Origin of the sequence: Pseudomonas chlororaphis subsp. chlororaphis (genome assembly GCF_003945765.1) — a bacterium.
Lineage (GTDB): Bacteria > Pseudomonadota > Gammaproteobacteria > Pseudomonadales > Pseudomonadaceae > Aquipseudomonas > Aquipseudomonas chlororaphis.
In genome coordinates, this window is the sequence record NZ_CP027712.1 from 2,685,703 (window position 1) to 2,712,578 (window position 26,876).

Below are 26,876 nucleotides of genomic sequence, written 5' to 3' on the forward strand. Positions count from 1 at the left end.
CTTCGGGCGCGAACCGTGCACAGTCGGAAATGCCCGGTTCAATCCTGTCCGACACTTTTACAAACTAGCGCTGGCGAAAAGCTGGAATTGCGCCAATAGTTGGCGCTATTGGGTGTTTCGTTCGCCGTTGGTGCGTTTTCCGGACCGCTAATGGTGCGCTGTTCTTTCTCTCGGCAGGCCGCGTCAACTCTTGCTTTGTGCAAAGCGATAACAGCTGCTTTGCCAAAAATCCCCGTGTCAGGGCAAAAAAACCTTCCTCGACAGTTTCTGCACTTTTTTCGTTCGCGCCAGTGTTGTGCAAAGCCGTTCAGGCGGCTTTCCGGATAAAACGTTTCAGCGTCAACCGGGGGTGGGGCCCCGTGGTTGAGTGAAAAATGCCGTCAAGCGGGTGTTTTTTCACCCTTGGGGACTTTATTCGCAAGGAGGCGGGGTTTGGGCACAGCGATTGCTACAGCAGATAAACAGCCTTCGGATTCCAGTGAAGTGTGCTGTCGAAGTTTCGGAAAACTTTCAGATTGAAAGTTCACATTAAAACGAAAAAGGAGGTGACGAGTTCCACAACCAATGGACGTCATCGCGGGCGCTCCATTGCCGAAAATCCATACGGGAAGTTTCGCCAGACAACTGGCGTCAATAAGTGGGGGGTATTTCCGCCAGCATCGAGCGGAATATTCAAGCCGCACAATGAGGTGCTCAACAGAACAGTTTCTATCGCACAGCGTAAGGCCCGATTTATTGAAACAGAGAGTTTAAATAAAAAAGCCGTTTAAACCACGGCGAGGAGTTGGGGTATGTCCCGTGCTTTTTTTAACGAAATGTATGATGCGAGTGGTGGCTGCCGCCCACATTACCAGGAGTTCGCCCGCTGGCTGGCGGACACCCCAGTGGAGCTGCTGGACCAGCGTCGGCGCGAAGCCGACCTGCTGTTCCACCGCGCTGGCATCACCTTCACGTTGTACGGTGACGAGCAAGGCACTGAACGGCTGATTCCCTTCGACATCATCCCGCGCAGCATCAAGGCCAGCGAATGGCGGAACGTCGAGCGCGGCTGCATCCAGCGGGTCCAGGCCCTGAACATGTTCCTGGCCGATATCTACCACGGGCAACGCATTCTCAAGGAGGGCATCATCCCGGCCGAGCAGGTGCTGGCCAACGAGGGTTACCAGGTGGCGATGCGCGGCCTGGATTTGCACCGCAATATCTATTCGCACATCTCCGGCGTCGACCTGGTGCGTGACGGCGACGGCAGCTACTACGTGCTGGAAGACAACCTGCGCACCCCCAGCGGCGTGAGCTACATGCTCGAAGACCGCAAGATGATGATGCGCCTGTTCCCCGAACTCTTTGCCGCGCAACGGGTGGCGCCCATCGACCACTACCCGAACCTGTTGCTCGATACCCTGAAAAGCTCCAGTCCGCTGGACAACCCGACGGTGGTGGTGCTGACCCCGGGGCGCTTCAACAGCGCCTATTTCGAGCATGCGTTCCTGGCCCGGGAGATGGGCGTGGAGCTGGTGGAAGGCGCCGACCTGTTCGTGCGCGACGACCGCGTATTCATGCGCACCACCTCCGGTGCCCAGGCGGTGGATGTGATCTACCGCCGTCTCGACGACGCCTTCCTCGACCCCTTGTCGTTCAACCCCGATTCCATGCTCGGCGTGCCCGGGCTGATCGCCGCCTACCGTTCCGGCAACGTGGTGCTGGCCAACGCGGTGGGCACCGGGGTGGCGGACGACAAGTCGATCTACCCCTATGTCGACGAGATGATCCGCTTCTACCTGAGCGAGGAACCGATCCTGAAGAACGTGCCGACCTGGCAATGTCGCAAACCCGAGGAACTGTCCCACGTACTGGCCAACCTGCCGGACCTCGTGGTCAAGGAAACCCAGGGCTCCGGCGGCTACGGCATGCTGGTGGGGCCGGCGGCCACCGCGGCGGAGATCGAAGACTTCCGCGCCCGGCTCAAGGCCCGCCCCGAGGCCTATATCGCCCAACCCACCCTGTGCCTGTCGACGTGCCCGACCTTTGTCGAGAACGGCATCGCCCCGCGACATATCGACCTGCGTCCGTTCGTCCTGTCGGGCAGCGAAACCCGCCTGGTGCCGGGCGGCCTGACGCGCGTGGCCTTGCGCGAAGGCTCGCTGGTGGTGAACTCGTCGCAGGGCGGCGGCACCAAAGACACCTGGGTCGTGGAGGATTGACCGATGCTTTCAAGAACCGCTGCAGACCTCTACTGGATGTCCCGTTACCTGGAGCGCGCCGAGAACCTGGCGCGCATGCTCGAAGTCAGTTACTCGCTGTCGCTGATGCCCCAGGCGGGGCGTAGCGACGGCCATGCCGAGCTGGCGATGTCGCTGCTGGCCGCCGGTACCCTGGACGACTACAACCAGCGTTACGGCGAGCTGAATACCGAACGCATGCTGCATTTCTTCGCCCTCGACGAGACCAACCCCGGCAGTATCTATTGCTGCCTGCGGGCGGCGCGGACCAACGCCCACGCGGTGCGCGGGCGCATCACCGCCGACATGTGGGAAAACATCAACGCCACCTGGCTGGAGATGCGCAACATCGCCAAGAGCGGCCTGGGGCGCTACGGCATCAGCCATTTCTGCGAGTGGGTCAAGGAGCGTTCGCACCTGTTCCGTGGCGCGACCTCGGGCACCATCATGCGCAACGACGCCTATTGCTTCATTCGCCTGGGCACCTTTATCGAGCGGGCCGACAACACCCTGCGCCTGCTGGATGCGCGCTACGAAATGTTCGGCGAGGAGTCGGAGGAGGTCAGCGACAACTCGGCCCGCGGCTACTACCAGTGGAGCGCCTTGCTTCGCGCCTTGTCCTCGTTCGAGGCGTTCAACGAGATCTACCGCAATGCGCCGGGGGCCGAGCAGGTGTCCGAGATGCTGCTGTTGCGCGCCGACGTACCACGCTCGCTGCATGCCTGCGTCGAGGAGCTGGACCAGATCCTCGCCAGCCTGCCGGGCAACAACGGCCGTCCGGCCCAGCGCCTGGCCGCCGAGCTGAACGCGCGCCTGCGCTACACCGGGATCGACGAGATCCTCGCGTCGGGCTTGCACCTGTGGCTGAGCGACTTCATCGCTCAGATCCGTCACCTGGGGCAGACCGTCCACGAATCCTATCTGGAGGTTGTATGAAACTTTCCATACGCCACGACACCACCTACAGCTACGCCGACGAAGTCTGCACCAGCATCCAGTTCCTGCGCCTGACCCCGCAGAACAGCGAGCGCCAGCACATCCTCGAATGGCACCTGGAACTGCCGCGCCTGGTGCGCAGCCAGCTCGATCCCTACGGCAATATCCTGCACGTGCTGACCATGGACGAACCCCATGGCGCCCTGGTCCTGAGCGCCTATGGCCAGGTGGAAATCGACCAGGCCCGGGAGGTGGAACACGACAGCCAGTCGCCGCTGCCGTTCCTGCGCAGCAGCCCGCTGACCAAGGCCGACGCGGCCCTCGGCGCCTTTGCCGCGCAGCATTGCGGCACCCGGCGCGACCGCGCGGCGCTGATCGAGCTGATGCATGCCCTGGCCGCGCACATGGTCTACAGCCCGGGCGCGACCACGGTGGACACCACCGCGGCCGAGGCTTTCGCCGGCCGGGTCGGGGTCTGCCAGGACCACACCCATGCGTTCCTGGCCTGCGCCCGCGGCCTGGGGATTCCCGCGCGTTATGTCTCCGGCTACCTGTGCACCGAAGACGAAAACCACCTGGCCAGCCACGCCTGGGCGGAGGCCTGGATCGACGGCGGCTGGTACAGCTTCGACGTGACCAACCGCCTGGCGCGGCCCGAACGGCACCTGAAGCTGGCGGTCGGCCTCGACTACCTCGACGCCTGCCCGGTGCGCGGCATGCGTCGCGGCGGTGGCGCCGAACACATGCTGGCGCGGGTCCAGGTGAACTCGATGTTCCAGGTCCAGCACCAGTAGCCGCGACCTTTCCCGCACTATCGGGCATGCCGGCCCCGGCATGCCCCACCCCTTGGGGCGCAGTAGCCCTGCGTGGCCCATCATTTGTGCTCTCTGTCGTCGGACTTTCTCAGCGACTTTCGGACTTTTCCTAAAGACAGTCTTTCCCCCCGGTCCCTAGCATGCGCCGCTCCGCAGGCCTGCAACGCAGCAAGCCAGGCTGGGAAAGGAAAGCAACGTTCAAGGGCAAGTCATGAAGAAATACACCACGGTCTTAAGCCTCTTGCTGGCGATGACCGGTTGTACCAGCAGCAACCAAGACACCTCCGAGGCCAGGCTCACGGAGAAAGAGGGCTACGTCCTTTCGAAAGGCGAAAGGGCGGTGGCGAAGAACCATCGGATCCGTTTCCTGGTCCTGCACTACACCGCGCTCGATCAGGCGCAGTCCTTCGAAACGCTGACGCGATCGGAACACGTCAGCGCCAACTACCTGATTCCCGACCGGCCGAAGACCTACAAGGGCCTGCCGGTGGCCGACCAGTTGGTCGATGACCACGACCGGTCCTGGCATGCGGGAGTGAGCCAGTGGAAGAACCGCAGCAACCTGAATGACACCTCGCTCGGGATCGAGATCGTCAACGCTGGCTGGGACCAGGACACCGGCCAGTTGCTGGGCGAGCCCTACAACGAGCGCCAGATAGAACTGCTGATCAGCCTGACCCGGGACCTGGTCAGGAAGTACGACATACAGCCGACGGACATCGTCGGGCACTCGGATATCGCCCCCGGGCGCAAGATCGATCCGGGGCCGTTCTTTCCCTGGAAACGGCTTGCCGAAGCCGGCATTGGCGCCTGGCCCGACGAGCACACCATCGACGACTACCTGACTCGCTTCAGCGTGTCGCCGCCGAGCATGGTCCAGGTCACGAAGGCGCTGCAAACCTATGGTTATGGCTATCTGGACCAACAACCGGAAAGGGTGGTGGAAGCCTTCCAGATGCGCTTTAACCAGGAGAATGTCAGCGGGATCGTGGATATCCGCACAGCGGCCATCCTGTTTTCCCTGATCGACAAATATCACGGCAAGGACAAGGCGAGCGCCATTCTGCTGCCGCCGGAAGTGGCGGCTCTCGGCTAGGGGCACAGGTTTTCAGAGCCGTGTGGCCATCATGAAAAAGCCCGCCGATCACGCAAGTGAAAGGCGGGCTTTTTGCTGCCGGGGGCGTCAGGTCAGACCTTGACGATCCAGCCGGCTGGCGCTTCGACGTCGCCGGTCTGTACCCCGGTCAGCTCTTTGTAGAGCTTCTGGGTGATCGGGCCGACTTCTTTTTCGCTGTAGAACACGTGCAGCTTGTCCTGGTACTCGATGCCGCCGATCGGCGTGATCACCGCGGCGGTGCCGCAGGCGCCGGCTTCCTTGAAGTCCGACAGCTTGTCGATCAGCACATCGCCTTCGATCACTTCCAGGCCCAGGCGGGTCTTGGCCAGTTCGATCAGCGACAGGCGAGTGATGCCCGGCAGTACCGACGGCGACTTCGGCGTGACGAATTTGTTATCAAAGGTGATGCCGAAGAAGTTGGCCGAACCGACTTCCTCGATCTTCGAGTGGGTCAAAGGGTCCAGGTAGATGCAGTCGGCGAAGTGCTTCTTCTTGGCTTCCGAACCTGGCATCAGGCTGGCGGCGTAGTTGCCACCGACCTTGGCCGCGCCGGTGCCCTGGGGCGCCGCGCGATCGTAGGTGGAGATCAGGAAGTTGTGCGGGGTCAGGCCGCCCTTGAAGTAGGCGCCGACCGGAATGGCGAAGATCGAGAAGATGAACTCGGGGGCGGTACGTACGCCGATGTTGTCACCCACGCCGATCACGAACGGGCGCAGGTACAGCGCGCCGCCAGTGCCGTAAGGCGGGATGAAGCGTTCGTTGGCGCGTACCACTTGCTTGCACGCTTCGACAAACTGCTCGGTGGACACCTGCGGCATCAGCAGGCGCGCGCAGCTGCGCTGCATGCGGGCGGCGTTCTGGTCCGGGCGGAACAGGTTGATCGAACCGTCCTTGCAGCGGTAGGCCTTTAGGCCTTCGAAGCACTGCTGGCCATAGTGAAGGGCGGTGGAGCCTTCGCTGATGTGCAGCACGTTATCTTCGGTCAGGGTGCCTTTGTCCCACTCGCCGTTCCGCCAGTGCGACAGATAGCGCTTGTCTGTCTTGATGTAGTCAAAACCCAGCTTGTCCCAATTGATGCTTTCGTTACCCATGACACCCTCTATCGCTTAACAACCGTCGCAACGGCTCAAGGCTTCTGACGTTTTTTGGATGGGCACAACAATACTGCATTCCGGGGGGGCACCGCATCCCGGGCGATGGGAGGGGCAGCAAAAAAACCTGGCCTGCTCATGAACCCTCCTGTCGTCCCGTGGAGCGCCCTGTAGCCGCTGCCGAAGGCTGCGATCGGCCTCGAAGAGGACGTGCTCTTGAGATCCTTGAAGGCCCTGCGGGCCTTATCGCAGCCTGCGGCAGCGGCTACAGGGGTTGCCTCCCGGTGTGGCGTTTACAGATGCAAGGCGTGGCCCAGGGCCCGCAATGCCGCTTCCTGCACCGCCTCGCCCAGGGTCGGGTGGGCGTGGATGGTGCCGGCGATATCTTCCAGGCGCGCGCCCATTTCCAGGGACTGGCCGAAGGCCGTGGACAGCTCGGACACGCCGACGCCCACCGCCTGCCAGCCGACAATCAGGTGATTGTCACGGCGTGCCACCACCCGCACGAAACCGCTTTTCGATTCCAGGGTCATGGCGCGGCCGTTGGCGGCGAACGGGAAGCTCGAGACGATGCAATCCAGGCCGGCGGCCTTGGCTTCGTCCGGGGTCTTGCCGACCACTACCAGTTCCGGGTCGGTGAAGCACACCGCTGCAATGGCCGTCGGGTTGAATTCCCGATGCTGGCCGGCGATCAGCTCGGCGACCATCTCGCCCTGGGCCATGGCCCGGTGCGCGAGCATCGGTTCGCCGGCGAGGTCGCCGATCGCCCAGACATTGCGCATGCTGGTCTGGCAGCGCTGGTCGATGCGCAGGGCCGAGCCGTTCATCTCCAGGTTCAGCGCTTCGAGGTTCCAGCCCTGGGTGTTTGGCTTGCGCCCGACCGCCACCAGCACCTGGTCGGTTTCCAGGTTCAGGCTGTCGCCGTTCGGGTCACGCACCTGCAAGGTGTTGGTCCCGGCATCGAAATCTTCGACGCTGTGCTTGAGGTAGAGCTTGATCCCCAGTTGCTTCACCGATTCGAGCACCGGTTGGGTCAGCTCGCTGTCATAGGCCGGCAGGATGCGCTCCTGGGCTTCGACCACGCTGACCTCGGCGCCGAGCTTGCGGTAGGCGATGCCCAGCTCCAGGCCGATATAGCCGCCGCCGACCACGATCAAGCGCTTGGGCAGGGCCTTGGGCGCCAGGGCTTCGGTGGAGGAGATGATCGGCCCGCCAAGCGGCAGCATCGGCAGGTTGACGCTTTTCGAACCGGTGGCCAGCAGCAGGTGCTCGCACTGGATGCGGGTGTCGGCGCCTTCGATGTCCACGGTCTTGCCGTCGACGACCTTGGCCCAGCCATGGATCACCTGGACCTTGTGCTTTTTCAGCAGGGCGGCGACACCAGTGGTCAGGCGGTCGACGATGCCATCCTTCCATTCCACGCTCTTGCCGATGTCCAGGGTCGGCGCGGCAACGTTGATGCCCAGGGCCGAGCCCTGGCTGTGATGGCGGGTCTGCTGGAACTGTTCGGCGACATGGATCAGCGCCTTGGACGGGATGCAGCCGATGTTCAGGCAGGTGCCGCCCAGCGCCTGGCCTTCCACCAGGATGGTCGAGATGCCCAGCTGGCCGGCGCGGATCGCCGCCACATAACCGCCAGGGCCGCCGCCGATGATCAGCAAGGTAGTGTTCAGAGTCTGTTGCATGAGTTACTCCAGAAACAGGCTGGCGGGTTGTTCGAGCAGGCCGCGAATGGCCTGGATGAAGAGCGCCGCGTCCATGCCGTCGACCACCCGGTGATCGAAGGAACTGGAGAGGTTCATCATCTTGCGGACCACGATCTGGCCTTTGATCACCATCGGCCGTTCGACGATCTTGTTCACCCCGACGATCGCCACTTCCGGCAGGTTCAGCACCGGCGTGCTGACGATGCCGCCCAGGGCGCCGAGGCTGGTCAGGGTGATGGTCGAGCCGGACAGTTCGTCGCGGGCCGCCTTGCCGCTGCGCGCGGCTGTAGCCAGGCGAGAGATTTCCGCGGCGCTGTCCCACAGGCTGCGGGCTTCGGCATGACGCACCACCGGCACCATCAGGCCGACGTCGCTTTGCGTGGCCACCCCGACATGCACCGCGCCGTGGCGGGTGATGACCTGGGCTTCGTCGTCGTAACGCGCGTTGATCTGCGGGAAGTCGCGCAGGGCCACGACCAGGGCCCGCACCAGGAATGGCAACAGGGTCAGCTTGCCGCGGGTGGCGCCGTGTTTTTCATTGAGGTGCGCGCGCAGTTCTTCCACGGCGGTGACGTCGATTTCCTCGACATAACTGAAGTGGGCGGCGCGCTGGGTGGCTTCCTGCATGCGCTGGGCGATCTTGCGGCGCATGCCGATCACCGGGATCTGCTCTTCGTCGTGACGCTGGGCATAGCCGGACGGCGCCGAGCCGCTCTGGGCGCGCTGATTGCCCTGGGCCAGGTAGGCGTCCAGGTCTTCGTGGAGGATGCGGCCGGCCGGGCCGCTGCCTTGCACCAGGCGCAGCTGGATGCCCAGGTCCAGCGCATGCTTGCGCACGGCCGGGGAGGCCAGCGGGCGCTCGTCGGCGTCGCGGGCTACTGGCATTTGGGGCGCTTGTGGCACGGGGCGGCAAGCGGCGGCGGGTTTGCTTTCGACCACTGGCGCGGCTTCGACCTTGGGCGCTGCTACCGCGGGTGCTGCTTCTTTAATAACCGCGGGTTCCTTGACCAGTTGATCGGAGGCCTTGAGGTTGCCGGCGCCTTCGACCTCGATGCTGATCAACACACTGCCCACCGCCATCACTTCGCCGGGCTGGCCGCCCAGGGATAGGACCTTGCCGTGCACCGGGGAGGGGATATCGACCATGGCCTTGTCGGTCATGACGTCGGCCAGCACCTGGTCCTCGACCACCAGGTCGCCGACCTTGACGTGCCACTGCGCCAGTTCTACTTCTGCGATGCCTTCGCCGATGTCCGGCATCTTGATTACGTGCGTGCCCATTCAGACCTCCATGACCCGTTGCAAAGCCGCGCCCACTCGGGACGGGCCAGGGAAATACGCCCACTCCTGCGCGTGCGGGTAGGGGGTGTCCCAACCGGTCACGCGCTCGATAGGCGCTTCCAGGTGGTGGAAGCAGTGTTCTTGCACCAGCGACACCAGCTCGGCGCCGAACCCGCAGGTGCGGGTGGCTTCGTGGACCACCACGCAGCGGCCGGTCTTTTTCACCGACTTGACGATGGTCTCCAGGTCCAGCGGCCATAGGCTGCGCAGGTCGATGACTTCGGCGTCGATCCCGGTTTCCTCGGCGGCCACTTGCGAGACATACACCGTGGTGCCGTAGGTCAGCACGGTGACATCCTTGCCCGGCCGGGCGATGGCGGCGACGTCCAGCGGCACCTTGTAGTAGCCGTCCGGCACCTGGGCCAACGGGTGCTTCGACCAGGGGGTTACCGGGCGGTCGTGGTGGCCGTCGAACGGGCCGTTGTACAGGCGCTTGGGCTCGAGGAAGATCACCGGGTCATCGTTTTCGATGGAGGCGATCAGCAGGCCCTTGGCGTCGTAGGGGTTGGATGGCATCACGGTGCGCAGGCCGCAGACCTGGGTGAACATCGCCTCGATGCTCTGGCTATGGGTCTGGCCGCCGTAGATGCCGCCGCCGCAGGGCATGCGCAGGGTCATGGGCGCGGTGAACTGGCCGGCGGAGCGATACCGCAGGCGCGCGGCTTCGGAAATGATCTGGTCCGAGGCCGGGTAGACGTAGTCGGCGAACTGGATTTCCGCCACCGGGCGCAGGCCGTAGGCGCCCATGCCGACGGCGACGCCGACGATGCCGCTTTCCGAGATCGGTGCGTCGAACACCCGCGAGGTGCCGTACTTGGTCTGCAGGCCCTCGGTGCAACGGAACACGCCGCCGAAATAACCGACGTCCTGGCCGAACACCACCACGTTGTCGTCACGCTCTAGCATCACATCCATGGCCGAGCGCAGGGCCTGGATCATGGTCATGGTGGTCGTGGTCATGGCGGTTTCCAACTGGATATTGTTGTTGTGGTCGTTCATGTCAGATTCCCAGTTGCTGGCGTTGGCGCTTGAGGTGCTCGGGCATTTCCTTGTACACGTCCTCGAACATGGTCGCGGCGCTGGGGATCTGCCCGCCGGCGAGGGTGCCGTACTGCTCGGCCTGTTTCTGCGCGGCGATGACTTCGGCTTCCAGTTCGGCGCTGACCGCGGCGTGTTCCTCTTCGGACCACTGGCCGATCTTGATCAGGTGTTGCTTGAGGCGGGCGATCGGGTCGCCGAGGGGGAAGTGGCTCCAGTCGTCGGCCGGACGGTACTTGGACGGGTCGTCGGAGGTGGAGTGCGGGCCGGCGCGGTAGGTGACCCATTCGATCAGGGTCGGGCCGAGGTTGCGCCGGGCGCGTTCGGCGGCCCAGCGGGACGCGGCGTAGACCGCGATGAAATCGTTGCCATCCACCCGCAGCGAGGCGATGCCGCAACCGACGCCGCGTCCGGCGAAGGTGGTGGCTTCACCGCCGGCGATGGCCTGGAAGGTGGAGATCGCCCACTGGTTGTTGACCACGTTGAGGATCACCGGCGCGCGATACACGTGGGCGAAGGTCAGGGCGGTGTGGAAGTCCGACTCGGCGGTGGCGCCGTCGCCGATCCAGGCCGAGGCGATCTTGGTATCGCCCTTGATCGCCGAGGCCATGCCCCAGCCCACGCCTTGCACGAATTGGGTGGCCAGGTTGCCGGAGATGGTGAAGAAACCGGCCTCTTTCACCGAGTACATGATTGGCAGCTGGCGGCCCTTGAGCGGATCGCGCTCGTTGGACAACAGCTGGCAGATCATGTCCACCAGCGGCACGTCGCGGGCCATCAGGATGCTTTGCTGGCGGTAGGTGGGGAAGCACATGTCGTCGATGTTCAGCGCCAGGGCCTGGGCGCTGCCGATGGCTTCCTCGCCGAGGCTCTGCATGTAGAACGACATCTTCTTCTGGCGCTGGGCGACCACCATGCGGTTGTCGAAGGTCCGGGTCTTGAGCATGGCGCGCATGCCCTGGCGCAGGACCTCGGCCGGCACGCCTTCGGCCCATTCGCCCAAGGCATTGCCCTGGTCGTCGAGCACGCGAATCAGGCCACGGGCCAGGTCGGCGGTGTCGGCGGGTTCTACATCGATTGGGGGTTTGCGCACCGTGCCGGCGTCGGTCAGACGCAGGTAGGAGAAGTCGGTTTTGCAACCGGGACGGCCTGAGGGTTCAGGCACGTGCAGGCGCAGCGGTTCGTACGCTTGGGTCATGGCTTGTCTACGCTCGATCTTGTGAATTTCTTGTAGTGGGCGCGCTTAGCTGACAGTCATTCTTTGGGTAAAAGAAATCTTGTCCTACAACAATCATAGGCCGGGCCAAGGAGAATATTTATCTCTGTTTCGTTGCGCTCAGGATGATTTGCAGATAAAAAATCTGCATAAACATAAAAAACAGGTTGATTTGTCTCATGCGCAAACTGGACCGTACCGACATCGGCATTCTCAACAGCCTCCAGGAGAACGCCCGCATCACCAACGCCGACCTCGCCCGTTCGGTGAACCTTTCGCCCACCCCGTGCTTCAACCGCGTGCGCGCCATGGAGGAGCTGGGGCTGATCCGCGAGCAGGTGACCCTGCTGGATGCCGACCTGCTGGGGCTGCACGTCAACGTGTTCATTCACGTCAGCCTGGAGAAGCAGGTGGAAGAGGCGCTGCAGCATTTCGAAGAGGCCATCGCCGACCGCCCGGAAGTCATGGAGTGCTACCTGATGGCGGGCGATCCGGACTACCTGATCCGCGTGCTGGTGCCAACCATCCAGGCCCTGGAGCGCTTCATGATGGACTTCCTGACCAAGGTCCCCGGCGTGGCCAACATCCGCTCCAGCTTCGCCCTCAAGCAGGTGCGCTACAAGACCGCGCTGCCGCTGCCGGCCAATGGCTTGACCCTGGGGAATTGAGCTTTATTGAGGGCGGGCAGGGCGGGACCGGCCTCATCGCGGGCAATCGAGCGTCGACCGGCCGCTCCTACAGAAGCACGCATATCTTCTGTAGGAGCGAGCGGGCGGCGATCCGACTTGCCCGCGATAGCAATCGACAGGTCGCCATCACTCCCGGAGCGACCCACCGAACTTTCGTTCAACACATAACGCCTCAGTCGTTGTACGCCGCCTCGCTGTTGTCGATCAGCGGGTTGCTCTCCGTCAGCACGATCTGCGCGATCCGGTCCTTGCGCATAAAGCTGACCTTCGGATGGGACTGGGCGTAGCGGATAAAACGCTCCACCGCTTCGACCATCGCCGGCGTGCCGCCGATCCGGTCGTGCAAGCTCACCGACATCATCCGCCGCCGGCTCGCGCCTTCGGCGTACAGGCGATCGAACTCCAGCACCAACTGCTGATAGAACTGCTCGGCGGAGAAGTGCCGGCCCTCGATCAGCACGATGTCGTTATTGCGCAGGGTGTAAGGCACCACGGCGAATTTCTTGCCACGCACCAGGGTAACGAAAGGTTCGTCACGGCTGACATCGTCGATGTGGTAGGTGAAATTCAGCTCCTGCAAGACCTTCAGGGTGTTGGGGCTGCGCCGCAGCCAGTTGGCGTTGTAGCCGACCGAGCGCTGGCCGGTGAGCTTTTGCACTGCGTCCACGCCATCGCCGATGAACTGTTTTTCCTGGGCGTAGCTCATGTTGTAAGAGTCGGCCCAACGCATGCCATGAGCCGCCACCTCGTGGCCACGCTCGGCGATGGCCTTGACCAGCTCCGGGTGTTTCAGCGCGGCTTCGCCGACCACATGGGAGGTGACCTTGATGCCGGTGCGGTCCCACAGATCGAGCAGGCGCCACAGGCCTTCCTTGTAGCCGTAGTCGAACCAGGTGTTGGCCGGCAGGTCGGGGTAACCCTTGGGCAGCGGGGTCCCGGAAAACGGGCTTTCGGCGCCCTCCGGCTGGCCACCGGTCTCGAACTGCATGGAAAACGACAGCACCAGTTGCGAGCCGTCCGGCCAAGGGCGCTCCTGGGCGAACGCCAGGGCCGGCGCCAGCAGGCTGAGGGCGAGCAGGCGCTTGAGCCAGCGCGAGTGTTTGTGGGGGGACATGGTGGCACTCCTTGAGGAAAAAGTGCCGATAGGCTGGCATCAGGCTTTTTCCTGAAACATCCCCTCGAAGCCAGATCACCTTTAAAGAAAATTTACCAATCGAGTCGGGATGGAGCTTCCTGTGCGTGTTCAAGTTCAAGCGCGATGAGCTTGCCCGTTGAGTCGCCCACCGAGCCATAGCCGAGGTCTGGTTCTCCGTTCACAATGGGCCGTGGTCGACTCAATTGCGCAAGGAACACGGGGCCGCGTATTGGCGGACTGGGCGTTTGAGAACGCTCCGATTCTTCTGCTGCTACCGACCAGGAAAAACAGGTCCCGTAAAATACAGGCGCTTGCCTCTTTCTCGAGCGAATCATTCAAAGCCCAAGGCACTGATAAAAGCCATGCATAGGCTGTTATTGTCTTCTCATTGAAATCTTCTACTTTGCTGGACATCTTCGCTATGAAGAAAAACACGACCCCCGAGCAACAGGCGCTGATCAGTCAGCTGGAGCAAATTGCTGAAGGCTTGAGCCAGACCTTCAGCCCATTTTGCGAAGTGGTACTGCACGACCTGCGAGATCCCGAGCACGCCATACTGGCGATTCACAATAATCTTTCCGGCAGGATGGTTGGACATCCCGCTACCGAGTTGGGACTTGCTCGAATTGCCGACCCTGCTTATCCCCAGGTAATTGCCAATTATCCCAATCATTTCAAAGATGGCCGCCAGGCCAAAAGCACATCGATTGGCATCAAGGATTCCACAGGGCGCTATGTGGCCGCGCTCTGTATGAATATCGACCTGACCCTGTTCAGAAGCCTGCAGGGCATGCTCGATCAGTTCGGGGCCTTCAGCGGCGAACGTCCCCATGAGTCGCTTGAGTCGAGCGGGGCAGAGTCGATTCGAGCGCGCATCGATCAGTTTGCCGCACGCATGGCCACCACTCCCCGTGCCCTGAAGGCCGGCGATCGAAGGGCTCTGCTCCAGGAACTGAAGGAGTGCGGTCTGCTGGACATCAGAAAAGCCATGGAGACGGTGGCTTCACACCTCGGCGTATCGCGCGCGACGGTGTATAGCGATACGAAGTGATTGACACCTCATGCGCTCCTGGCCACACGGGGCAGCGTTGACCCGATCGGTAGATTGAAGCGATCGGCGTCAGACGTATCGTCCTCAATCCTGTGGGAAGTCGGCGCTTCCCGATCCAGCGATTGGCGCCAGGCATCGAGGTGCCTTTGCACCTCGACCCCGGTGGGTTACATGCGGGCCACAGCCTCAATCTCGACCAGATAGCCATGGTGCAGTTCTGGTACCGGCACTACGGCGCGCGCCGGACGATGGCTGCCCAACATTTCGCAATAGATCTCGTCGAAGGCTGGCCAATGCTTTATGCCCGCCACATACACAGTGACCTTGACCAAGTCAGAGGCAGTGCGGCCTGCGGCATTGAGAATCGCCAACAGATTGCTGAGGGCTATGTGTGCTTGTTCGGTGAACGAGGCTTCGATGTTGTGAGTGCCATCGGGACTGACGGGAAGCTGACCCGAAATGTACAGCGAGTCTTGGTGAATGACCGCTTGCGAGTAATGGCCGGCAGGAGGGGAAGCGGCATCGGTGCTTACAATTTTCATGAGTAACCTTATGTAGAGGGGAGCCGATGCGGTAGGCGATGCAACCCATCCGCTCCCGGTGTTCGATTGAATGGCGGGGTATGGTTTTTTGTAAGGGGCGGTTAAACGGCTTGCAGGCTTTTCTCGGTATCGTTTGCTGTCTCGATCGGGTCCTCATTACCCTGTCGCCCGATGACAGCGGTAGCGACGCCGCAGCCAAAGACGTTGGTGGCGGTGCGCCCCATGTCCAGGACTGGATCAACGGCGAGGATGAGCAGCAGGCCCGCTTCCGGAAGGCCGATCATCGGCAGGCCCGCAGCCAGGACGACCAGCGAGCCGCGCGCCACCCCTGCAGTTCCTTTACTGATAACCAGCAGCGTCAACAGCACCATGATCTGGTGGGAGAACGTCATTTCGATGTTGTACGCCTGGGCGATGAACATCACGATGAAGGATTGGTACATCATCGAGCCGTCCAGGTTGAATGAGTAACCTAGCGGCAGGACGAAGCTGCTCACGCGCTTGTTGGCGCCGAACGTGTCCAGGGCGGCAATGGTTTTCGGGTACGCGGCCTCGCTGCTAGCCGTGGAGAACGCGATCAGCAGCGGTTCACGCAGGTGCTTGAACAGGTCCTTGATACGGGGCCCGAGGGCCAGATAGCCGGCAAGCGTGATCAGCGTCCAGAGTAGCGCCAAGCCGAGGAAATACTGCCCCACCATCTTGCCAAAGGTCACGACCATATCCAGGCCATGCACGGTGATAGTGGCGGCGATGGTTGCAAAAACGGCCAGGGGAGCCACATACATCACGTAGTCAGTGACCCTGAACATGACATTGGCCAGCTCTTCGAGGATATCCACGATGAACTGGCCTTTGCCCTTGACGAACGCCAGTGCGGATCCGAAGAACAGGGAAAACACAACGATCTGCAGCACTTCGTTGCTACCCATTGCCTCAATGATGCTTCGAGGGAATACATGGGTGAGAAAGAGCGGCAGGCTAAAGGCGGAAGTGTTCAGGCCGCTATTCACTGCGTCACCGCTAACCGCCAGGTTCAGACCCGTTCCAGGCTGGAAAAAGTTGGCAAGGAGCAAGCCAATGGACAGCGATATCAGGGAAGCGATCATGAACCAGGTAATGGCTTTGAAGCCAACGCGACCCATCGAACCGTTTCCCGACATGCTCGCCACGCCGGTAACCAGTGTGGCGAGCACCAGGGGGGCGATGACCATTTTGATCAGGCGTAAAAACACGTCAGTGACCAGGTTCAGGTATCCGGCAACTTCTTTGGCGGCCGCCGTATCGAGTTGACTATGAAGCATGCCCCCCAGAACGACGCCGGAAATCATCGCAATGACAATTGCTTTAACGAGAAGACGGCTTTTCATGTGCACCTCTTTCTTATTGTGGCTATATCTATAGCCATGTTATCGGGCTGAATATGTTCATCGAATTTCGGCAAGACGATGCCGTCAGGCGCTGTTGAACGCCTGATGTTCTTCAATGGATAAAGCGCGCTGTCTTAAAGCTGGAGAAACTTTCCAAACTTGTCGATATCAATGTTGCCGCCGGTAATGATGATGCCGACACGTTGACCTTGAAGTTCATTCCTTAACTTTCTTGCGGCGGCAAGCCCCAGGCATCCGGTGGGTTCAACCACAGTTTTCATGCGCTGGGCAAAGAACTTCATTGCACAAATAAGCTCTTCGTCGGTAACGGTTACAATTCGGTCAACGCCATTCAGGATTATTGGGAAAGTGTAATTTCCAAGGTGCTGGGTTTGCGCCCCATCAGCGATGGTGTCGGGGGTGTCGATGTGAACAATCGCACCTGAATTGAACGATTGTTGGCCGTCATTACCGGCTTCAGGCTCGACCCCGATCAAGGTACAGCCGGGTGACAGCGCGCGTGTGGCAAGGGTTGTTCCAGAGAGCATTCCTCCACCCCCCAGGCCCACAAACAACGTATCCAGTTGGCCCACGCTTTCGAACAGTTCCTTGGCGGCGGTTCCCTGGCCGCAAAGCACGTCCGGATGATCGTAGGAGGGGATCAACGTCATACCGTGCCTGGCGGCCAGGGCTTTGCCGATGGCCTCGCGGTCTTCGGTGTAACGGTCATAGAAGACCACCTCGGCGCCATAGCCTTTGGTCGCCGCGACCTTGGCGGCAGGCGCATCAGTGGGCATGACAATAGTGGCCGGAATTTTCAACAGGGATGCTGCTAATGCGATGCCTTGCGCGTGATTTCCAGAGGAGAACGCCACAACACCGCCTCGGCGTTGCGCTTCGCTGAATTTCGCGAGGGAGTTGTATGCCCCCCTGAATTTGAAAGAGCCGGTACGTTGGTAGTTTTCACATTTGAAAAAAACCTTGGCACCGATTTCATCATCGATCGTGCGCGAGGTCAGGACTGGCGTAGCGTTTGCTACTCCCTCAAGTCGCGTCGAGGCATCGACTACATCTTGATAAGTGGGCAGAGTGATTTGCATAACAAAATGTCCTCAAAGAATTACCACGGCCAAGAAATATCATGGCCAATACCTTCGATATTGGCTTGCTTGAACAGCAATTGAGCACCTGTCAGGTCTTGTAGCGCTAACCCCGTCATAACGAAAAGAGTGATGTCGTTCGCCCTGCGGATGAGTTCGACTTGCCCGTCAGCAGGTCACCCATTTCCGCTTGCGTGGCTGGCACTCTAAAGGGTTAAGACAAATTATCCAGCTTTGGACTATTTGTAAAGTTCTGCTGCAAACCGTCTGTCATCGCGACAGCTCCGTCCAGGCACCATCAGCCGCAGAGCGTTCCGCTGAACACCCGCTCCACCACACCGGCCAGCCGCACCTTACCCTGGCCGTCCCAGCTGACGGTGACCGGGCGGGTGCGCCTCGATCCGCGGACCGAGTGTGGCCACATCGATGGCTTGCACATCCTCGACGAAGAATGTGCAGTGCGGGTTGCCCATGCTGCACGCCGCCGGCTCGCCGGGCAGGGGGCAGGGCCAGGCTGTCGAGGGCCTTCGCCAGCGGAATGTCCTGCCAGGCAAATTGCGCCACGCCCATCTCCACCGCTACCGACTGATCGTTCAGGCGCCAGGGGTTATTTCGTCAGGCTGCGGGCAGTGGGATGAAAAAAAGCCGCAGCGTGATTAGCGGTAAATAAAGTTCGTCAATCGAGCCCCGGGGCTTGCCTGAATCCCCGGGTTTTCCGGCAAACTGCCGGGCAACCCGGAACAACTCTGGATCGTCCATCGTCTGGGCGGACATAGGACAAACTCACCGAATGGCAAGGTCAATAAGTCAATAAATGGCAAGGTCACTGAATGGATAGTTACGCCCCGCGCAACTGGCAACCCCACGAAAAGCCCAGCTTGCCCGGCTCCCCCTCGACGCCGCTGCACCCCACGCACAAGCGCCTGGCCTATGCCCTGGTCGGTCTGCTGGTGGCGATCACCGGCGGCCTCGGCAACTCGCTGGTGATCGCCAACCTGCCGTACCTGCAAGGCGCCCTGGGCGCGACCACCGCGGAAATGGCCTGGCTGCCGGCCGCCTACGTGATGACCAACGTGTCGATGAACCTGCTGCTGGTGAAGTTTCGCCAGCAGTTCGGCCTGCGCGCCTTTACCGAAGTGTTCCTGGTGCTCTATGCGCTGGTGACCTTCGGCCACCTGTTCGTCAACGACCTGAGTTCGGCCATCGCCGTGCGCGCGGCCCACGGCATGGTCGGCGCGGCCCTGAGTTCCCTGGGCCTGTACTACATGGTCCAGGCGTTCCCGGCCAAGTGGCGGATGAAAGCCCTGGTGCTCGGATTGGGTGCCTCGCAACTGGCCTTGCCCCTGGCCCGGCTGTTTTCCGAAGACTTGCTGCAGATCGCCGAATGGCGCGGCCTGTACCTGTTCGAACTGGGGCTGGCGCTGGCGTCCCTGGGCTGCGTGTTCCTGCTCAAGCTGCCGCCCGGCGACCGTTTCCGCACCTTCGAAAAGCTCGACTTCCTGACCTTCGCCATCCTCGCCAGCGGCGTCGCGCTGCTCTGCGCCGTGCTGTCCCTGGGGCGCATCGACTGGTGGCTGGAGGCGCCGTGGATCGGTTACGCCTCGGCCGGCTCCATCGTGCTGATTCTCGCCGGCCTGGCCATCGAACATAACCGCAGCAACCCGATGCTGATGACCCGCTGGCTGGGCAGCGGGGCGATGATCCGCCTGGCCCTGGCGGTGATCCTGATCCGCATGGTGCTGTCCGAGCAGTCCACCGGCGCCGTGGGTTTTCTCCAGGCGCTGAACATGAGCAGCCAGCAGATGCGCCTGCTGTATGGCGTGATGCTGCTGGGCAGCATCGCGGGCCTGGCCACCAGCGCCCTGACCATCAACCCGGCGCACCTGTTGATGCCGCTGATCATCTCCCTGGCGCTGATGGCCGTGGGCTCGGTGATGGACAGCTTCTCCAGTAACCTCACGCGCCCGGCCAACATGTATGTCAGCCAGTTCCTGCTGGCCTTCGGCGGCACCTTCTTTCTCGGCCCGACCATGGTCCTGGGCACGCGCAACGTGCTGACCAACCCGCGCAACCTGGTGAGCTTCTCGGTGCTGTTCGGCATCTGCCAGAACCTCGGCGGGCTGATCGGCTCGGCGCTGCTGGGGACCTTCCAGATCGTGCGCGAGAAATACCATTCCAGCCATATCGTCGAGCAACTGGTGCTGATGGACCCGCGGGTGCTGGGCCGGGTGCAGAGCGGCGGGGCGGCCGTCGGCCGGGTGATCGCCGACCCACAGGCCCGTGAGCTGCAAGGCATCCGCAGCCTGGCCAGCGCCGCCACCCGCGAAGCCAACGTGCTGGCCTACAACGATGTGTTCATGCTGATCGCGGTGATCGCCGTGCTGACCATGATCTGGATCTTCATTCGCAGCCTGTGGCTGATGAGCACGACCAAGGCGGTCGCGCCAGCAACTGCAACCCCAGCCCCGACTCCCGTCCAACCCAGCGGTGCCATTTCTTCATGACCGAACCGACCATCACCACCACCAACGCCATAGCCTCGACCCCGGAAGGCAGCACGCCGCCGTCGATGCCGATCACCGAGCCGCGTTCGCTGCGGGTGCGGATCATCTCGTCCCTGGGGTTCGCCGCGATCGCCATCACCGGCGTATTGATCGTGCTCTATGCCTGGCAGCTGCCGCCGTTCAGCAGCCCCATCGAAAGCACTGAGAACGCCCTGGTGCGCGGCCAGGTGACGATCATCGGGCCGCAGCTCAGCGGCTATGTGTTCGAGGTGCCGGTGCAGGACTTCCAGTTCGTCAAGGCCGGCGACCTGCTGGTGCGCCTCGACGACCGCATCTACAAGCAGCGCCTGGAGCAGTCCCTGGCCCAGCTGGCGGCGCAGAAGGCGGCGCTGGCCAATGTGGTGCAGCAACGCAACAGCGCCGAAGCCACCATCAAGCTGCGCCAGGCGGCGCTGGCCGACAGCCAGGCCCAGGCGCGCAAGAGCGCCGCCGACCTACGGCGTAACCAGGAACTGATCGCCGACGGTTCGGTGTCCCAGCGGGACCTCGACGTGACCCGCGCCGCCAACGCCCAGACCCTCGCCGCGGTGGCCCAGGCCCAGGCGCAGCTGGACATCGCCCGCCAGGACCTGCAGACGGTGATCGTCAATCGCGGTTCGCTGGAGGCCGCGGTGGCCAATGCCGAGGCGGCGGTGCAACTGGCGCGGATCGACCTGTCCAACACCCGGGTCACCGCGCCGCGCGACGGCCAGCTGGGGCAGATCGGCGTGCGCCTGGGGGCCTACGTCAATTCCGGGGCGCAACTGATGGCGCTGGTGCCGAACCAGCTCTGGGTGATCGCCAACATGAAGGAGACCCAGATGGACAACATCCGCGTTGGCCAGCCCGCAAGCTTCACCGTCGATGCGCTCGACCACCGCAAATTCCACGGCCATGTGCAGCGCATTTCGCCGGCCACCGGCTCGGAGTTCGCCTTGTTGCAGGCCGATAACGCCACCGGCAACTTCGTCAAGATCGCCCAGCGGATACCGGTGCGCATCACCGTCGACCCCGACCAGGCAGAAAGCGAACGCCTGCGTCCGGGGATGTCGGTGGTGGTGAGTATCGATACGGCCGCGGAGGGCGACGCCCAGGTCGAATGACCCGACGCTTGTGTAGCCGCTGCCGAGCCCCAGCGAGGCTGCGATCGTCTGCGAAGCAGACGCCAAACCAGGAACCGCGCACAGTCAGTTACACCACGCCGCCAGGTCTACGGGGCTGCGCCCCGATCGCAGCCTGCGGCAGCGGCTACAGGGCTTAAGCGGTGAGAGGCGGCAGGGTGCCGAGCAGCGACACGGCCGTCACCGCGGCGATGCCCAGCAGCCATTCCAGCAGCACGCTGCGGCGCAGGGCGCCCAGGCGCTGCTGGCAGTCCTCGATCCGCAGGCGGTTGAACAGGGCCAGGGCGAACATGCCGAGCACCAGCAGCACCTTGATCAGCAGGATCAGGGCAAAGCCGGACAGCAGCGGCGTCGGCCACAGCTGGCCGGTCAGCACTCGTACATTGATCAGACCCGTGACCAGCAACCCACCTACCAGCCCGTAACCCACGCCGCTGAAACGCCGCAACAGCGGGCCCAGCGGCAGGCCGTCGGGCTGGCGCAGAATCATCAGCAGTACCAGCAAACCGCCCAGCCACAGGCTGACGCAGCCCAGGTGGACGATCTGGTTGAGGATCAGCAACTGGCCGCTGAGGCCGTCGAGCATGGCGCCGTGGCCCACGGGGGCGAGGGTGGCCAGCAGCAGGGCGGCGAGGACCAGTCGTAGCGCCAGCCGCTCACCCAGGCGGGTCAGCAGCAAAACCAGCAGCGCGCCATTGAGCAGCAGATGCCAGCTCCATACCTGGCCGAAAAAAGTCTTGCCCAATACCAGTCGCAAGGTCGCCGGGTCCAGGGCCGCGGCGCCGCTGCCAGCCATGCTGGCGGTGATCAGCAGCAACCAGCAGATGCCCGTGGCCAGGGCCGTCCAGGCCAGCCCGCGGCCGAGTCGGGTCAGGCGGCGATCCAAAGCGGCAACGGGCTCGCGCCCCAACAGCAGGGGCCTGAACACCCAGGCCCCGAACAGCAGCAGGACGGCCGCGAAATGCACAAAGCGGCAGAGCACCAACAGGGTCGACATCGGTTACTGGCCGACCTTGAAGCTGTAGCTGCCTTCGCTAGTGTGGGTATCCACCGACACCGCGTGCCACTCGACCTTGTAGGCGCCCGCCGCCAGCGGTGCCGCCGGGGTCACGACCAGGGTCTTCTTGTCCGCGCCTTCGGTGGCCAGGGCCTTGACGGCGACCGCCGCGCCATCCTTGCTCAGGCTGACTTTAGTGAAGGCCGCCTCGACGCCTTCGGAGAACACCAGGCGCAACTCGCTCGGTGCGCTCACCGTGCTGTCGGCGGCCGGGACCTGGCTTTGCAGGTGGGCGTGGGCGAAGGCCGAGGAAGCGGCAACGAGAGAGGCCAGCAGGGCGCTGGTGGTCAGCAGTTTTTTCAACATGGGAAATACCTGTTCAATGAGTGTCGGGTAGTCGCTGCGCCGATGAGTATAAGGACCGCGGCCGGGTCGCTGGATGAAACATCGGCGCGCTGTTCAAGCGCTTTTCAGGCGCATATGGATGATCGGGAACGGCCGTCCCTGGCCGTCGGTTGCCGAACGGCCGATGTCTTCGAAACCGTAGTGCCGATAAAAACCATGGGCCTGGGGGTTCTGCTCGTTGACGTCGACGCTGAGCCGCGGATGCCGGCTGCGCACATGGTCGAGCAGTTGCCGGCCGACGCCCTGGCCACGGCGGGCCGGTTCGATAAACAGCATTTCCACCTTGTCGCCGGCGGTAGCGATAAAGCCGGCCGGGGTGCCGTCGGCATCCTCCAGCAACCAGGCTTCGAGGGCTGGCAGGTAGGTGTCGCGCACCAGGGGGTAGAGCAGCTGGATGTCGTCTTCGGCGATAAAGTCGTGGGTGGCCCGTACCGAGCGTTCCCACAGGGCGGCGAGCTGCGGATCGTCCGTGGCCCGGCGTTTGCGAATGTTCATGGATAAGCTCCATAGCGGCGTTGCAGGATGGCCGAAACGCTTTGGGTTCGGCGGCGAAAGTCCTGCCTGCATGTCCGTGTCGCGAATCAACGCCTGGACGGAACACTTCAGGTGCCCGGGAATAAGGCGGGAGGGATCCTACCCAATCGGTTTTGCCGGGGAAAGCCGGGCGCAGGAAGTTTCGTTTTTGTACGAAGGCCGATGGTAGTCTTGCAGCAGACTGTTTTCAGGGAGCCCTTATGGGCAATCACAAGATCGAGATCCGTCGCAGCAACGTCGAAAAAATCCTCCTGGCGGCGGAAAAGGTGTTCGCCGAAAAAGGCTTCAGCGGCACGGCCATGGCCGATATCGCCGCCGAGGTGCAATTGCCGCGCTCCAACCTGCATTACTACTTCAGCACCAAGAGCGAGCTGTACAGCGCGGTGCTGCTGGAGCTGCTGGAGCTGTGGAAGCAGGATGCGCTGTGCTTCGAGATGTTCGACGACCCGCGGGTGGTGCTCAGCAGTTATATCCGCGCCAAGATGAACCATTCGCGCAGCCGGCCCTATGGCTCGAAAGTCTGGGCCAATGAAATCATCCACGGCGCGCCGACCCTGGGCGAGGCGCTGGACGCCAGCCTGTACGACTGGGCGAAGATGAAGGAAGCGAAGATCCGCCAGTGGGTCGAAGACCAGCGCATCCTGCCGGTGGAACCGTCGAGCCTGCTGTACATGATCTGGGCCTCGACCCAGCACTACGCTGACTTCGACCACCAGATCATGATCATCAACGAACACCAGCCGCTGTCGGACATGCAGTTCGAAAAGGCGGTGCAGACGGTGACCAGCGTGATCCTGCGCGGGATCGGGCTGGAGCCCTGATACGGCAGCCCCCCTGAGCGTTCGCGTGTAGCCGCTGCCGAGCGCAGCGAGGCTGCGAACGGCAACGCAGTTGTCGCAAAACCTGAATTCGCGGTTTGTCAGATCTTGCGCGTTATCCGGGTTGCGGCCGCTTCGCGCCCGATCGCAGCCTCGCTGCGCTCGGCAGCGGCTACAGGCAGGCGTCAACGTTTACGTCCATCGCGAGCTTGCTCGCGATGGACGTCAGTCCAGCTAATGCTATTTCCCCGGCGAACCTCACACCGCCTCGCGATACGGATTGCGCGGGTCGTGCTGCCAGTCGAGGAACGGCTTGCCGGTGTCCTGGGGCACCATCTCGATGCAGTCCTGCACCGGGCAGGTGATCTGGCACAGGTTGCAGCCCACGCATTCGGCGTCGATCACTTCATATTTATGCGTGCCGTCGGCCTGCTTGAGGCTGGCGATGGCCTGGTGCGAGGTATCTTCGCAGGCGATATGGCAGCGGCCGCAGCCGATGCAGGCGTCCTGGTCGATCCTGGCGATCACCTGGTAGTTGATATCCAGGTACTTCCAGTCGGTGGTGTTGCCCACCGCGCGCCCGGAGAAGTCCTGCAGGCTGTGATAACCCTGGCTGTCCATCCACCGCGACAGGCCGTCCTTCATCTCCTCGACAATGCGAAAGCCATGCAGCATCGCTGCCGTGCACACCTGCACCGCGCCGCAGCCCAGGGCGACGAATTCCGCGGCGTCGCGCCAGGTGCCGATGCCGCCGATACCGCAGATCGGCAGGCCGCGGGTCTGCGGGTCACGGGCGATCTCGGCGACCATGTTCAGGGCAATCGGCTTGACCGCCGAACCGCAGTAGCCGCCGTGGGTGCTCTGGCTGCCGACCATCGGGTTGGCCACCATGCGCTCAAGATCGACGCTGGTGATCGAGTTGATGGTATTGATCAGCGACACCGCGTCGGCGCCGCCGCGATGGGCCGCGCGGGCGGCCATGCGGATATCGGTGATGTTCGGCGTCAGCTTGACGATCACCGGCAGCGAGCAATAGGTCTTGCACCAGCGGGTGACCTGTTCCACGTACTCCGGCACCTGGCCGACCGCCGCGCCCATGCCGCGCTCCGGCATACCGTGGGGGCAGCCGAAGTTCAGTTCGATGCCGTCGGCGCCGGTGGCTTCCACCAGCGGCAGGATGTTTTTCCACGACTCTTCGATGCAGGGCACCATCAGCGACACGATCAGCGCACGGTCCGGCCAGTCCTTCTTGACCTGGGTGATTTCCCTGAGGTTGATCTCCAGGGAGCGGTCGGTGATCAGTTCGATATTGTTGATGCCCAGCACTTCGCGGTTGGCGCCGAAGTGCGCCGAGTAACGTGACGACACGTTGACCGCCGCCGGGTCCTCGCCCAGGGTTTTCCAGACCACGCCACCCCAGCCGGCCTCGAAGGCGCGGACCACGTTGTAGGCCTTGTCGGTCGGCGGCGCGGAGGCCAGCCAGAACGGGTTGGGGGCTTTGATACCGGCGAACACAATCGACAGATCGGCCATTTACGCAGCCTCCACGTTGAGCATGAGTTGGGCATGCATGGCTTCGGCGGCCCGCTTGCCGTGTTGCACCGCCTGGACCGTGAGGTCCTGGCCGAGGCTGACGCAGTCGCCGCCGGCATACACCCCGGGGATGCTGGTGCGCAGCTGTTCGTCGACTTCGATGCGTTCGCCGGCGCGCTTGAGCTCGCGGGCCAGCGGGTCGCTCAGGGCCGCACCGTCGAACGCCTGGCCGATAGCCTTGAAGATCGCGTCGGCGGCCAGCTCGAAGGTTTCCCCGGTGGTTTGCAGGCGGCCCTCCACCAGCCAGGTGCGGGCGAAGCGCATGCCGCGCACCTGGCCCTGGGCGTCGAGCAGCACTTCCTCGGGCGCGGCCCAGGTCAGCAGGCGTACCTGATTGGCCTTGGCGATGTCCTGTTCATGGCGAGTCGCGCCCATGTCCTCGATGCCGCGGCGGTACACCAGGTTGACATCGCGGGCGCCGAGGCGGGCCATCTGCACCGCCATGTCGATCGCGGTGTTGCCAGCGCCGAGGACGATGCAGCGGTCGGCCAGGGGCAGTTGCGTGAGGTCGTCGGCCTGGCGCAGTTCGCGGATGTAGTCGGTGGCGGCCAGCAGGCCGGGGGCGTCCTCATGGGGCAGGCCCAGCTGTTTGCTGGCGGCCAGGCCGAGGCCGAGGAACACCGCGTCGAATTGCTGGTGCAGTTCGGTGAGGCTCAGGTTGTCGCCGAGTCTGTGCCCGTGGCGGATTTCGATGCCGCCGATCTGCAGCAGGAAATCCAGTTCCTTCTGGGCGAAGTCGTCCACCAGCTTGTACTTGGCGATCCCGTATTCGTTGAGGCCGCCGGCTTTTTCCCGGGCCTCGAAAATCACCACCTCATGGCCGTGCATGGCGCAGCGGTGGGCGCACGACAGCCCCGCCGGCCCGGCGCCGACCACGGCGATGCGCTTGCCGCTGGCGGCGGCGCGCTGGAACGGGTGCTGGCTGAAGTGCGCGTTGTCCACCGCGTAGCGCTGCAACAGGCCGATCAGCACCGGCGCGCACTCCTGGGCGTTGTTACGCACACAGGCCTGCTGGCACAGGATCTCCGTCGGGCACACCCGGGCGCAGCTGCCGCCGAGGATATTGGCCGAGAGAATCTTTTGCGCCGCGCCCTGGACGTTGTCGGTGTGGATATGGCGGATGAACGAGGGAATGTCGATCTCGCTGGGACAGGCGTTGACGCACGGCGCGTCGTAGCAATACAGGCAGCGCGAGGCTTCCAGGTGCGCCTGGCGGTCGTTGAGCGGCGGCGCCAGGTCGCTGAAGTGGCCGGCGAGGGTGGCGCCATCCTCCTGGGGATGGGGCAAGTGGTTCAGGGTCTTGATCACGGTTCAGGCCTCACGGTTTTTTGTCGATTGCCTCTGACGGGCATTGTGTTCACATCGAACGCTGTCGCTGTCGCTGTCGCTGTCGCTGTCGCTGTAGCCGCTGCCGAGCGCAGCGAGGCTGCGATCGGCAGCGGCTACAGGGATCGCAGGGACCGCGGGATCACGGGGATCGCAGGGATCATGGGTCATCGGGT

General features: G+C 62.9%; 23 protein-coding genes and 1 pseudogene. 9 read left to right on the top strand and 15 right to left on the bottom strand.

Translation table 11 applies throughout. The features are described 5' to 3' along the window. Positions 1 to 791: 791 nt before the first annotated feature. The 4 genes from C4K27_RS12425 to C4K27_RS12440 all read left to right on the top strand — a co-directional run bounded on the left by C4K27_RS12425 (position 792) and on the right by C4K27_RS12440 (position 5,066). Positions 792 to 2,201, top strand: a complete 1,410-nt coding sequence (locus C4K27_RS12425; RefSeq protein ID WP_009043313.1) for a circularly permuted type 2 ATP-grasp protein — start codon at positions 792 to 794, stop codon at positions 2,199 to 2,201. A 3-nt stretch (positions 2,202 to 2,204) separates the two neighbouring features. After that, positions 2,205 to 3,155: an alpha-E domain-containing protein gene (locus tag C4K27_RS12430; protein ID WP_007925069.1), complete on the top strand. Its 951-nt coding sequence runs from the start codon at positions 2,205 to 2,207 to the stop codon at positions 3,153 to 3,155. Continuing rightward, positions 3,152 to 3,949 (top strand): transglutaminase family protein, encoded by a 798-nt coding sequence (locus C4K27_RS12435; protein ID WP_007925070.1) that lies wholly within the window; start codon positions 3,152 to 3,154, stop codon positions 3,947 to 3,949. The genes C4K27_RS12430 and C4K27_RS12435 overlap by 4 nt, the downstream gene beginning before the upstream one ends. 232 nt (positions 3,950 to 4,181) lie before the next feature. Next, positions 4,182 to 5,066 carry an N-acetylmuramoyl-L-alanine amidase gene (locus C4K27_RS12440; RefSeq protein ID WP_053260672.1) on the top strand — a complete coding sequence of 295 codons (885 nt, stop codon included), beginning with the start codon at positions 4,182 to 4,184 and terminating at the stop codon, positions 5,064 to 5,066. A gap of 92 nt (positions 5,067 to 5,158) precedes the next feature. Here C4K27_RS12440 and C4K27_RS12445 read toward each other — a convergent pair whose 3' ends face one another. The 5 genes from C4K27_RS12445 to C4K27_RS12465 form a co-directional block, all read right to left on the bottom strand. Continuing rightward, entirely contained in the window at positions 5,159 to 6,178 is a 1,020-nt protein-coding gene (locus tag C4K27_RS12445; RefSeq protein ID WP_053260673.1) for a branched-chain amino acid aminotransferase, read from the bottom strand. 293 nt (positions 6,179 to 6,471) lie between these two features. Then, a complete protein-coding gene (gene lpdA, locus C4K27_RS12450; RefSeq protein ID WP_053260674.1) occupies positions 6,472 to 7,863 on the bottom strand; it encodes a dihydrolipoyl dehydrogenase in 1,392 nt (463 codons plus the stop codon). 3 nt (positions 7,864 to 7,866) lie between these two features. After that, complete coding sequence (locus C4K27_RS12455) at positions 7,867 to 9,165, bottom strand: dihydrolipoamide acetyltransferase family protein (RefSeq protein WP_053260675.1); 1,299 nt, start codon at positions 9,163 to 9,165, stop codon at positions 7,867 to 7,869. Continuing rightward, complete coding sequence (locus tag C4K27_RS12460) at positions 9,166 to 10,224, bottom strand: alpha-ketoacid dehydrogenase subunit beta (protein ID WP_053260676.1); 1,059 nt, start codon at positions 10,222 to 10,224, stop codon at positions 9,166 to 9,168. 1 nt (position 10,225) lies between these two features. Beyond that, entirely contained in the window at positions 10,226 to 11,461 is a 1,236-nt protein-coding gene (locus tag C4K27_RS12465; RefSeq protein WP_007923100.1) for a 3-methyl-2-oxobutanoate dehydrogenase (2-methylpropanoyl-transferring) subunit alpha, read from the bottom strand. Between the two features lie 197 nt (positions 11,462 to 11,658). On the opposite strand from C4K27_RS12465, the gene bkdR reads away from it, so the two are divergent. After that, a complete protein-coding gene (bkdR, locus tag C4K27_RS12470) occupies positions 11,659 to 12,147 on the top strand; it encodes a Bkd operon transcriptional regulator BkdR (RefSeq protein WP_009048410.1) in 489 nt (162 codons plus the stop codon). Between the two features lie 193 nt (positions 12,148 to 12,340). On the opposite strand, the gene C4K27_RS12475 is transcribed toward bkdR, so the two are convergent. Then, positions 12,341 to 13,282: a polysaccharide deacetylase family protein gene (locus C4K27_RS12475; RefSeq protein WP_053260677.1), complete on the bottom strand. Its 942-nt coding sequence runs from the start codon at positions 13,280 to 13,282 to the stop codon at positions 12,341 to 12,343. Between the two features lie 442 nt (positions 13,283 to 13,724). Here C4K27_RS12475 and C4K27_RS12480 point away from each other — a divergent pair, with 442 nt between their 5' ends. Next, positions 13,725 to 14,354 (top strand): helix-turn-helix transcriptional regulator, encoded by a 630-nt coding sequence (locus C4K27_RS12480; protein WP_053260966.1) that lies wholly within the window; start codon positions 13,725 to 13,727, stop codon positions 14,352 to 14,354. Positions 14,355 to 14,521: 167 nt separating this feature from the next. Here C4K27_RS12480 and C4K27_RS12485 read toward each other — a convergent pair whose 3' ends face one another. From C4K27_RS12485 to C4K27_RS31640, 4 genes and pseudogenes are all read right to left on the bottom strand, one after another. Next, positions 14,522 to 14,896, bottom strand: a complete 375-nt coding sequence (locus C4K27_RS12485) for a RidA family protein (protein WP_053260678.1) — start codon at positions 14,894 to 14,896, stop codon at positions 14,522 to 14,524. Positions 14,897 to 14,997: 101 nt separating this feature from the next. After that, positions 14,998 to 16,263: a dicarboxylate/amino acid:cation symporter gene (locus C4K27_RS12490; RefSeq protein WP_053260679.1), complete on the bottom strand. Its 1,266-nt coding sequence runs from the start codon at positions 16,261 to 16,263 to the stop codon at positions 14,998 to 15,000. 134 nt (positions 16,264 to 16,397) lie between these two features. Next, the gene (locus C4K27_RS12495; RefSeq protein ID WP_053260680.1) at positions 16,398 to 17,363 is read right to left on the bottom strand and encodes a threo-3-hydroxy-L-aspartate ammonia-lyase; all 966 of its coding nucleotides are present in this window, start codon (positions 17,361 to 17,363) and stop codon (positions 16,398 to 16,400) included. 298 nt (positions 17,364 to 17,661) lie between these two features. Next, positions 17,662 to 17,963: pseudogene (locus tag C4K27_RS31640) on the bottom strand (diaminopimelate epimerase); the annotation flags it as partial. A gap of 230 nt (positions 17,964 to 18,193) precedes the next feature. Here C4K27_RS31640 and C4K27_RS12505 point away from each other — a divergent pair. After that, positions 18,194 to 19,867 (top strand): MFS transporter, encoded by a 1,674-nt coding sequence (locus tag C4K27_RS12505; protein ID WP_053260681.1) that lies wholly within the window; start codon positions 18,194 to 18,196, stop codon positions 19,865 to 19,867. Next, positions 19,864 to 21,009, top strand: a complete 1,146-nt coding sequence (locus C4K27_RS12510; RefSeq protein ID WP_053260682.1) for an HlyD family secretion protein — start codon at positions 19,864 to 19,866, stop codon at positions 21,007 to 21,009. Before C4K27_RS12505 ends, C4K27_RS12510 begins: the two co-directional genes overlap by 4 nt. Positions 21,010 to 21,163: 154 nt before the next feature. On the opposite strand, the gene copD is transcribed toward C4K27_RS12510, so the two are convergent. The 3 genes from copD to C4K27_RS12525 all read right to left on the bottom strand — a co-directional run bounded on the left by copD (position 21,164) and on the right by C4K27_RS12525 (position 22,924). Beyond that, on the bottom strand, positions 21,164 to 22,024 hold the full coding sequence (gene copD / locus C4K27_RS12515; RefSeq protein ID WP_053260683.1) for a copper homeostasis membrane protein CopD: 861 nt from the start codon (positions 22,022 to 22,024) through the stop codon (positions 21,164 to 21,166). A 3-nt stretch (positions 22,025 to 22,027) separates the two neighbouring features. After that, positions 22,028 to 22,390 carry a copper homeostasis periplasmic binding protein CopC gene (gene copC, locus C4K27_RS12520; RefSeq protein ID WP_007922200.1) on the bottom strand — a complete coding sequence of 121 codons (363 nt, stop codon included), beginning with the start codon at positions 22,388 to 22,390 and terminating at the stop codon, positions 22,028 to 22,030. 93 nt (positions 22,391 to 22,483) lie between these two features. Continuing rightward, positions 22,484 to 22,924: an acetyltransferase gene (locus C4K27_RS12525; protein WP_053260684.1), complete on the bottom strand. Its 441-nt coding sequence runs from the start codon at positions 22,922 to 22,924 to the stop codon at positions 22,484 to 22,486. A 239-nt stretch (positions 22,925 to 23,163) separates the two neighbouring features. Between C4K27_RS12525 and C4K27_RS12530 the strand changes: the two genes are divergently transcribed. Further along, entirely contained in the window at positions 23,164 to 23,784 is a 621-nt protein-coding gene (locus C4K27_RS12530; RefSeq protein ID WP_007922198.1) for a TetR/AcrR family transcriptional regulator, read from the top strand. Positions 23,785 to 24,039: 255 nt separating this feature from the next. Here C4K27_RS12530 and preA read toward each other — a convergent pair whose 3' ends face one another. Continuing rightward, positions 24,040 to 25,314, bottom strand: a complete 1,275-nt coding sequence (gene preA / locus C4K27_RS12535; RefSeq protein WP_053260685.1) for an NAD-dependent dihydropyrimidine dehydrogenase subunit PreA — start codon at positions 25,312 to 25,314, stop codon at positions 24,040 to 24,042. Continuing rightward, positions 25,315 to 26,682 (bottom strand): NAD(P)-dependent oxidoreductase, encoded by a 1,368-nt coding sequence (locus tag C4K27_RS12540; RefSeq protein WP_053260686.1) that lies wholly within the window; start codon positions 26,680 to 26,682, stop codon positions 25,315 to 25,317. Between the last annotated feature and the right edge of the window lie 194 nt (positions 26,683 to 26,876).

What these genes read in the sequence shown, in the direction of transcription:
- C4K27_RS12530 (WP_007922198.1), top strand. Translation starts at nt 23,164, where the DNA reads ATGGGCAATCACAAGATCGAGATCCGTCGCAGCAACGTCGAAAAAATC.
- C4K27_RS12425 (WP_009043313.1), top strand. Translation starts at nt 792, where the DNA reads ATGTCCCGTGCTTTTTTTAACGAAATGTATGATGCGAGTGGTGGCTGC.
- bkdR (WP_009048410.1), top strand. Translation starts at nt 11,659, where the DNA reads ATGCGCAAACTGGACCGTACCGACATCGGCATTCTCAACAGCCTCCAG.
- C4K27_RS12435 (WP_007925070.1), top strand. Translation starts at nt 3,152, where the DNA reads ATGAAACTTTCCATACGCCACGACACCACCTACAGCTACGCCGACGAA.
- copC (WP_007922200.1), bottom strand. Translation starts at nt 22,390, where the DNA reads ATGTTGAAAAAACTGCTGACCACCAGCGCCCTGCTGGCCTCTCTCGTT.
- lpdA (WP_053260674.1), bottom strand. Translation starts at nt 7,863, where the DNA reads ATGCAACAGACTCTGAACACTACCTTGCTGATCATCGGCGGCGGCCCT.
- C4K27_RS12510 (WP_053260682.1), top strand. Translation starts at nt 19,864, where the DNA reads ATGACCGAACCGACCATCACCACCACCAACGCCATAGCCTCGACCCCG.
- C4K27_RS12485 (WP_053260678.1), bottom strand. Translation starts at nt 14,896, where the DNA reads ATGAAAATTGTAAGCACCGATGCCGCTTCCCCTCCTGCCGGCCATTAC.
- C4K27_RS12460 (WP_053260676.1), bottom strand. Translation starts at nt 10,224, where the DNA reads ATGAACGACCACAACAACAATATCCAGTTGGAAACCGCCATGACCACG.
- C4K27_RS12465 (WP_007923100.1), bottom strand. Translation starts at nt 11,461, where the DNA reads ATGACCCAAGCGTACGAACCGCTGCGCCTGCACGTGCCTGAACCCTCA.
- C4K27_RS12525 (WP_053260684.1), bottom strand. Translation starts at nt 22,924, where the DNA reads ATGAACATTCGCAAACGCCGGGCCACGGACGATCCGCAGCTCGCCGCC.
- C4K27_RS12430 (WP_007925069.1), top strand. Translation starts at nt 2,205, where the DNA reads ATGCTTTCAAGAACCGCTGCAGACCTCTACTGGATGTCCCGTTACCTG.
- copD (WP_053260683.1), bottom strand. Translation starts at nt 22,024, where the DNA reads ATGTCGACCCTGTTGGTGCTCTGCCGCTTTGTGCATTTCGCGGCCGTC.
- C4K27_RS12455 (WP_053260675.1), bottom strand. Translation starts at nt 9,165, where the DNA reads ATGGGCACGCACGTAATCAAGATGCCGGACATCGGCGAAGGCATCGCA.
- C4K27_RS12475 (WP_053260677.1), bottom strand. Translation starts at nt 13,282, where the DNA reads ATGTCCCCCCACAAACACTCGCGCTGGCTCAAGCGCCTGCTCGCCCTC.
- C4K27_RS12440 (WP_053260672.1), top strand. Translation starts at nt 4,182, where the DNA reads ATGAAGAAATACACCACGGTCTTAAGCCTCTTGCTGGCGATGACCGGT.
- C4K27_RS12495 (WP_053260680.1), bottom strand. Translation starts at nt 17,363, where the DNA reads ATGCAAATCACTCTGCCCACTTATCAAGATGTAGTCGATGCCTCGACG.
- C4K27_RS12505 (WP_053260681.1), top strand. Translation starts at nt 18,194, where the DNA reads ATGGATAGTTACGCCCCGCGCAACTGGCAACCCCACGAAAAGCCCAGC.
- C4K27_RS12480 (WP_053260966.1), top strand. Translation starts at nt 13,725, where the DNA reads ATGAAGAAAAACACGACCCCCGAGCAACAGGCGCTGATCAGTCAGCTG.
- preA (WP_053260685.1), bottom strand. Translation starts at nt 25,314, where the DNA reads ATGGCCGATCTGTCGATTGTGTTCGCCGGTATCAAAGCCCCCAACCCG.
- C4K27_RS12490 (WP_053260679.1), bottom strand. Translation starts at nt 16,263, where the DNA reads ATGAAAAGCCGTCTTCTCGTTAAAGCAATTGTCATTGCGATGATTTCC.
- C4K27_RS12445 (WP_053260673.1), bottom strand. Translation starts at nt 6,178, where the DNA reads ATGGGTAACGAAAGCATCAATTGGGACAAGCTGGGTTTTGACTACATC.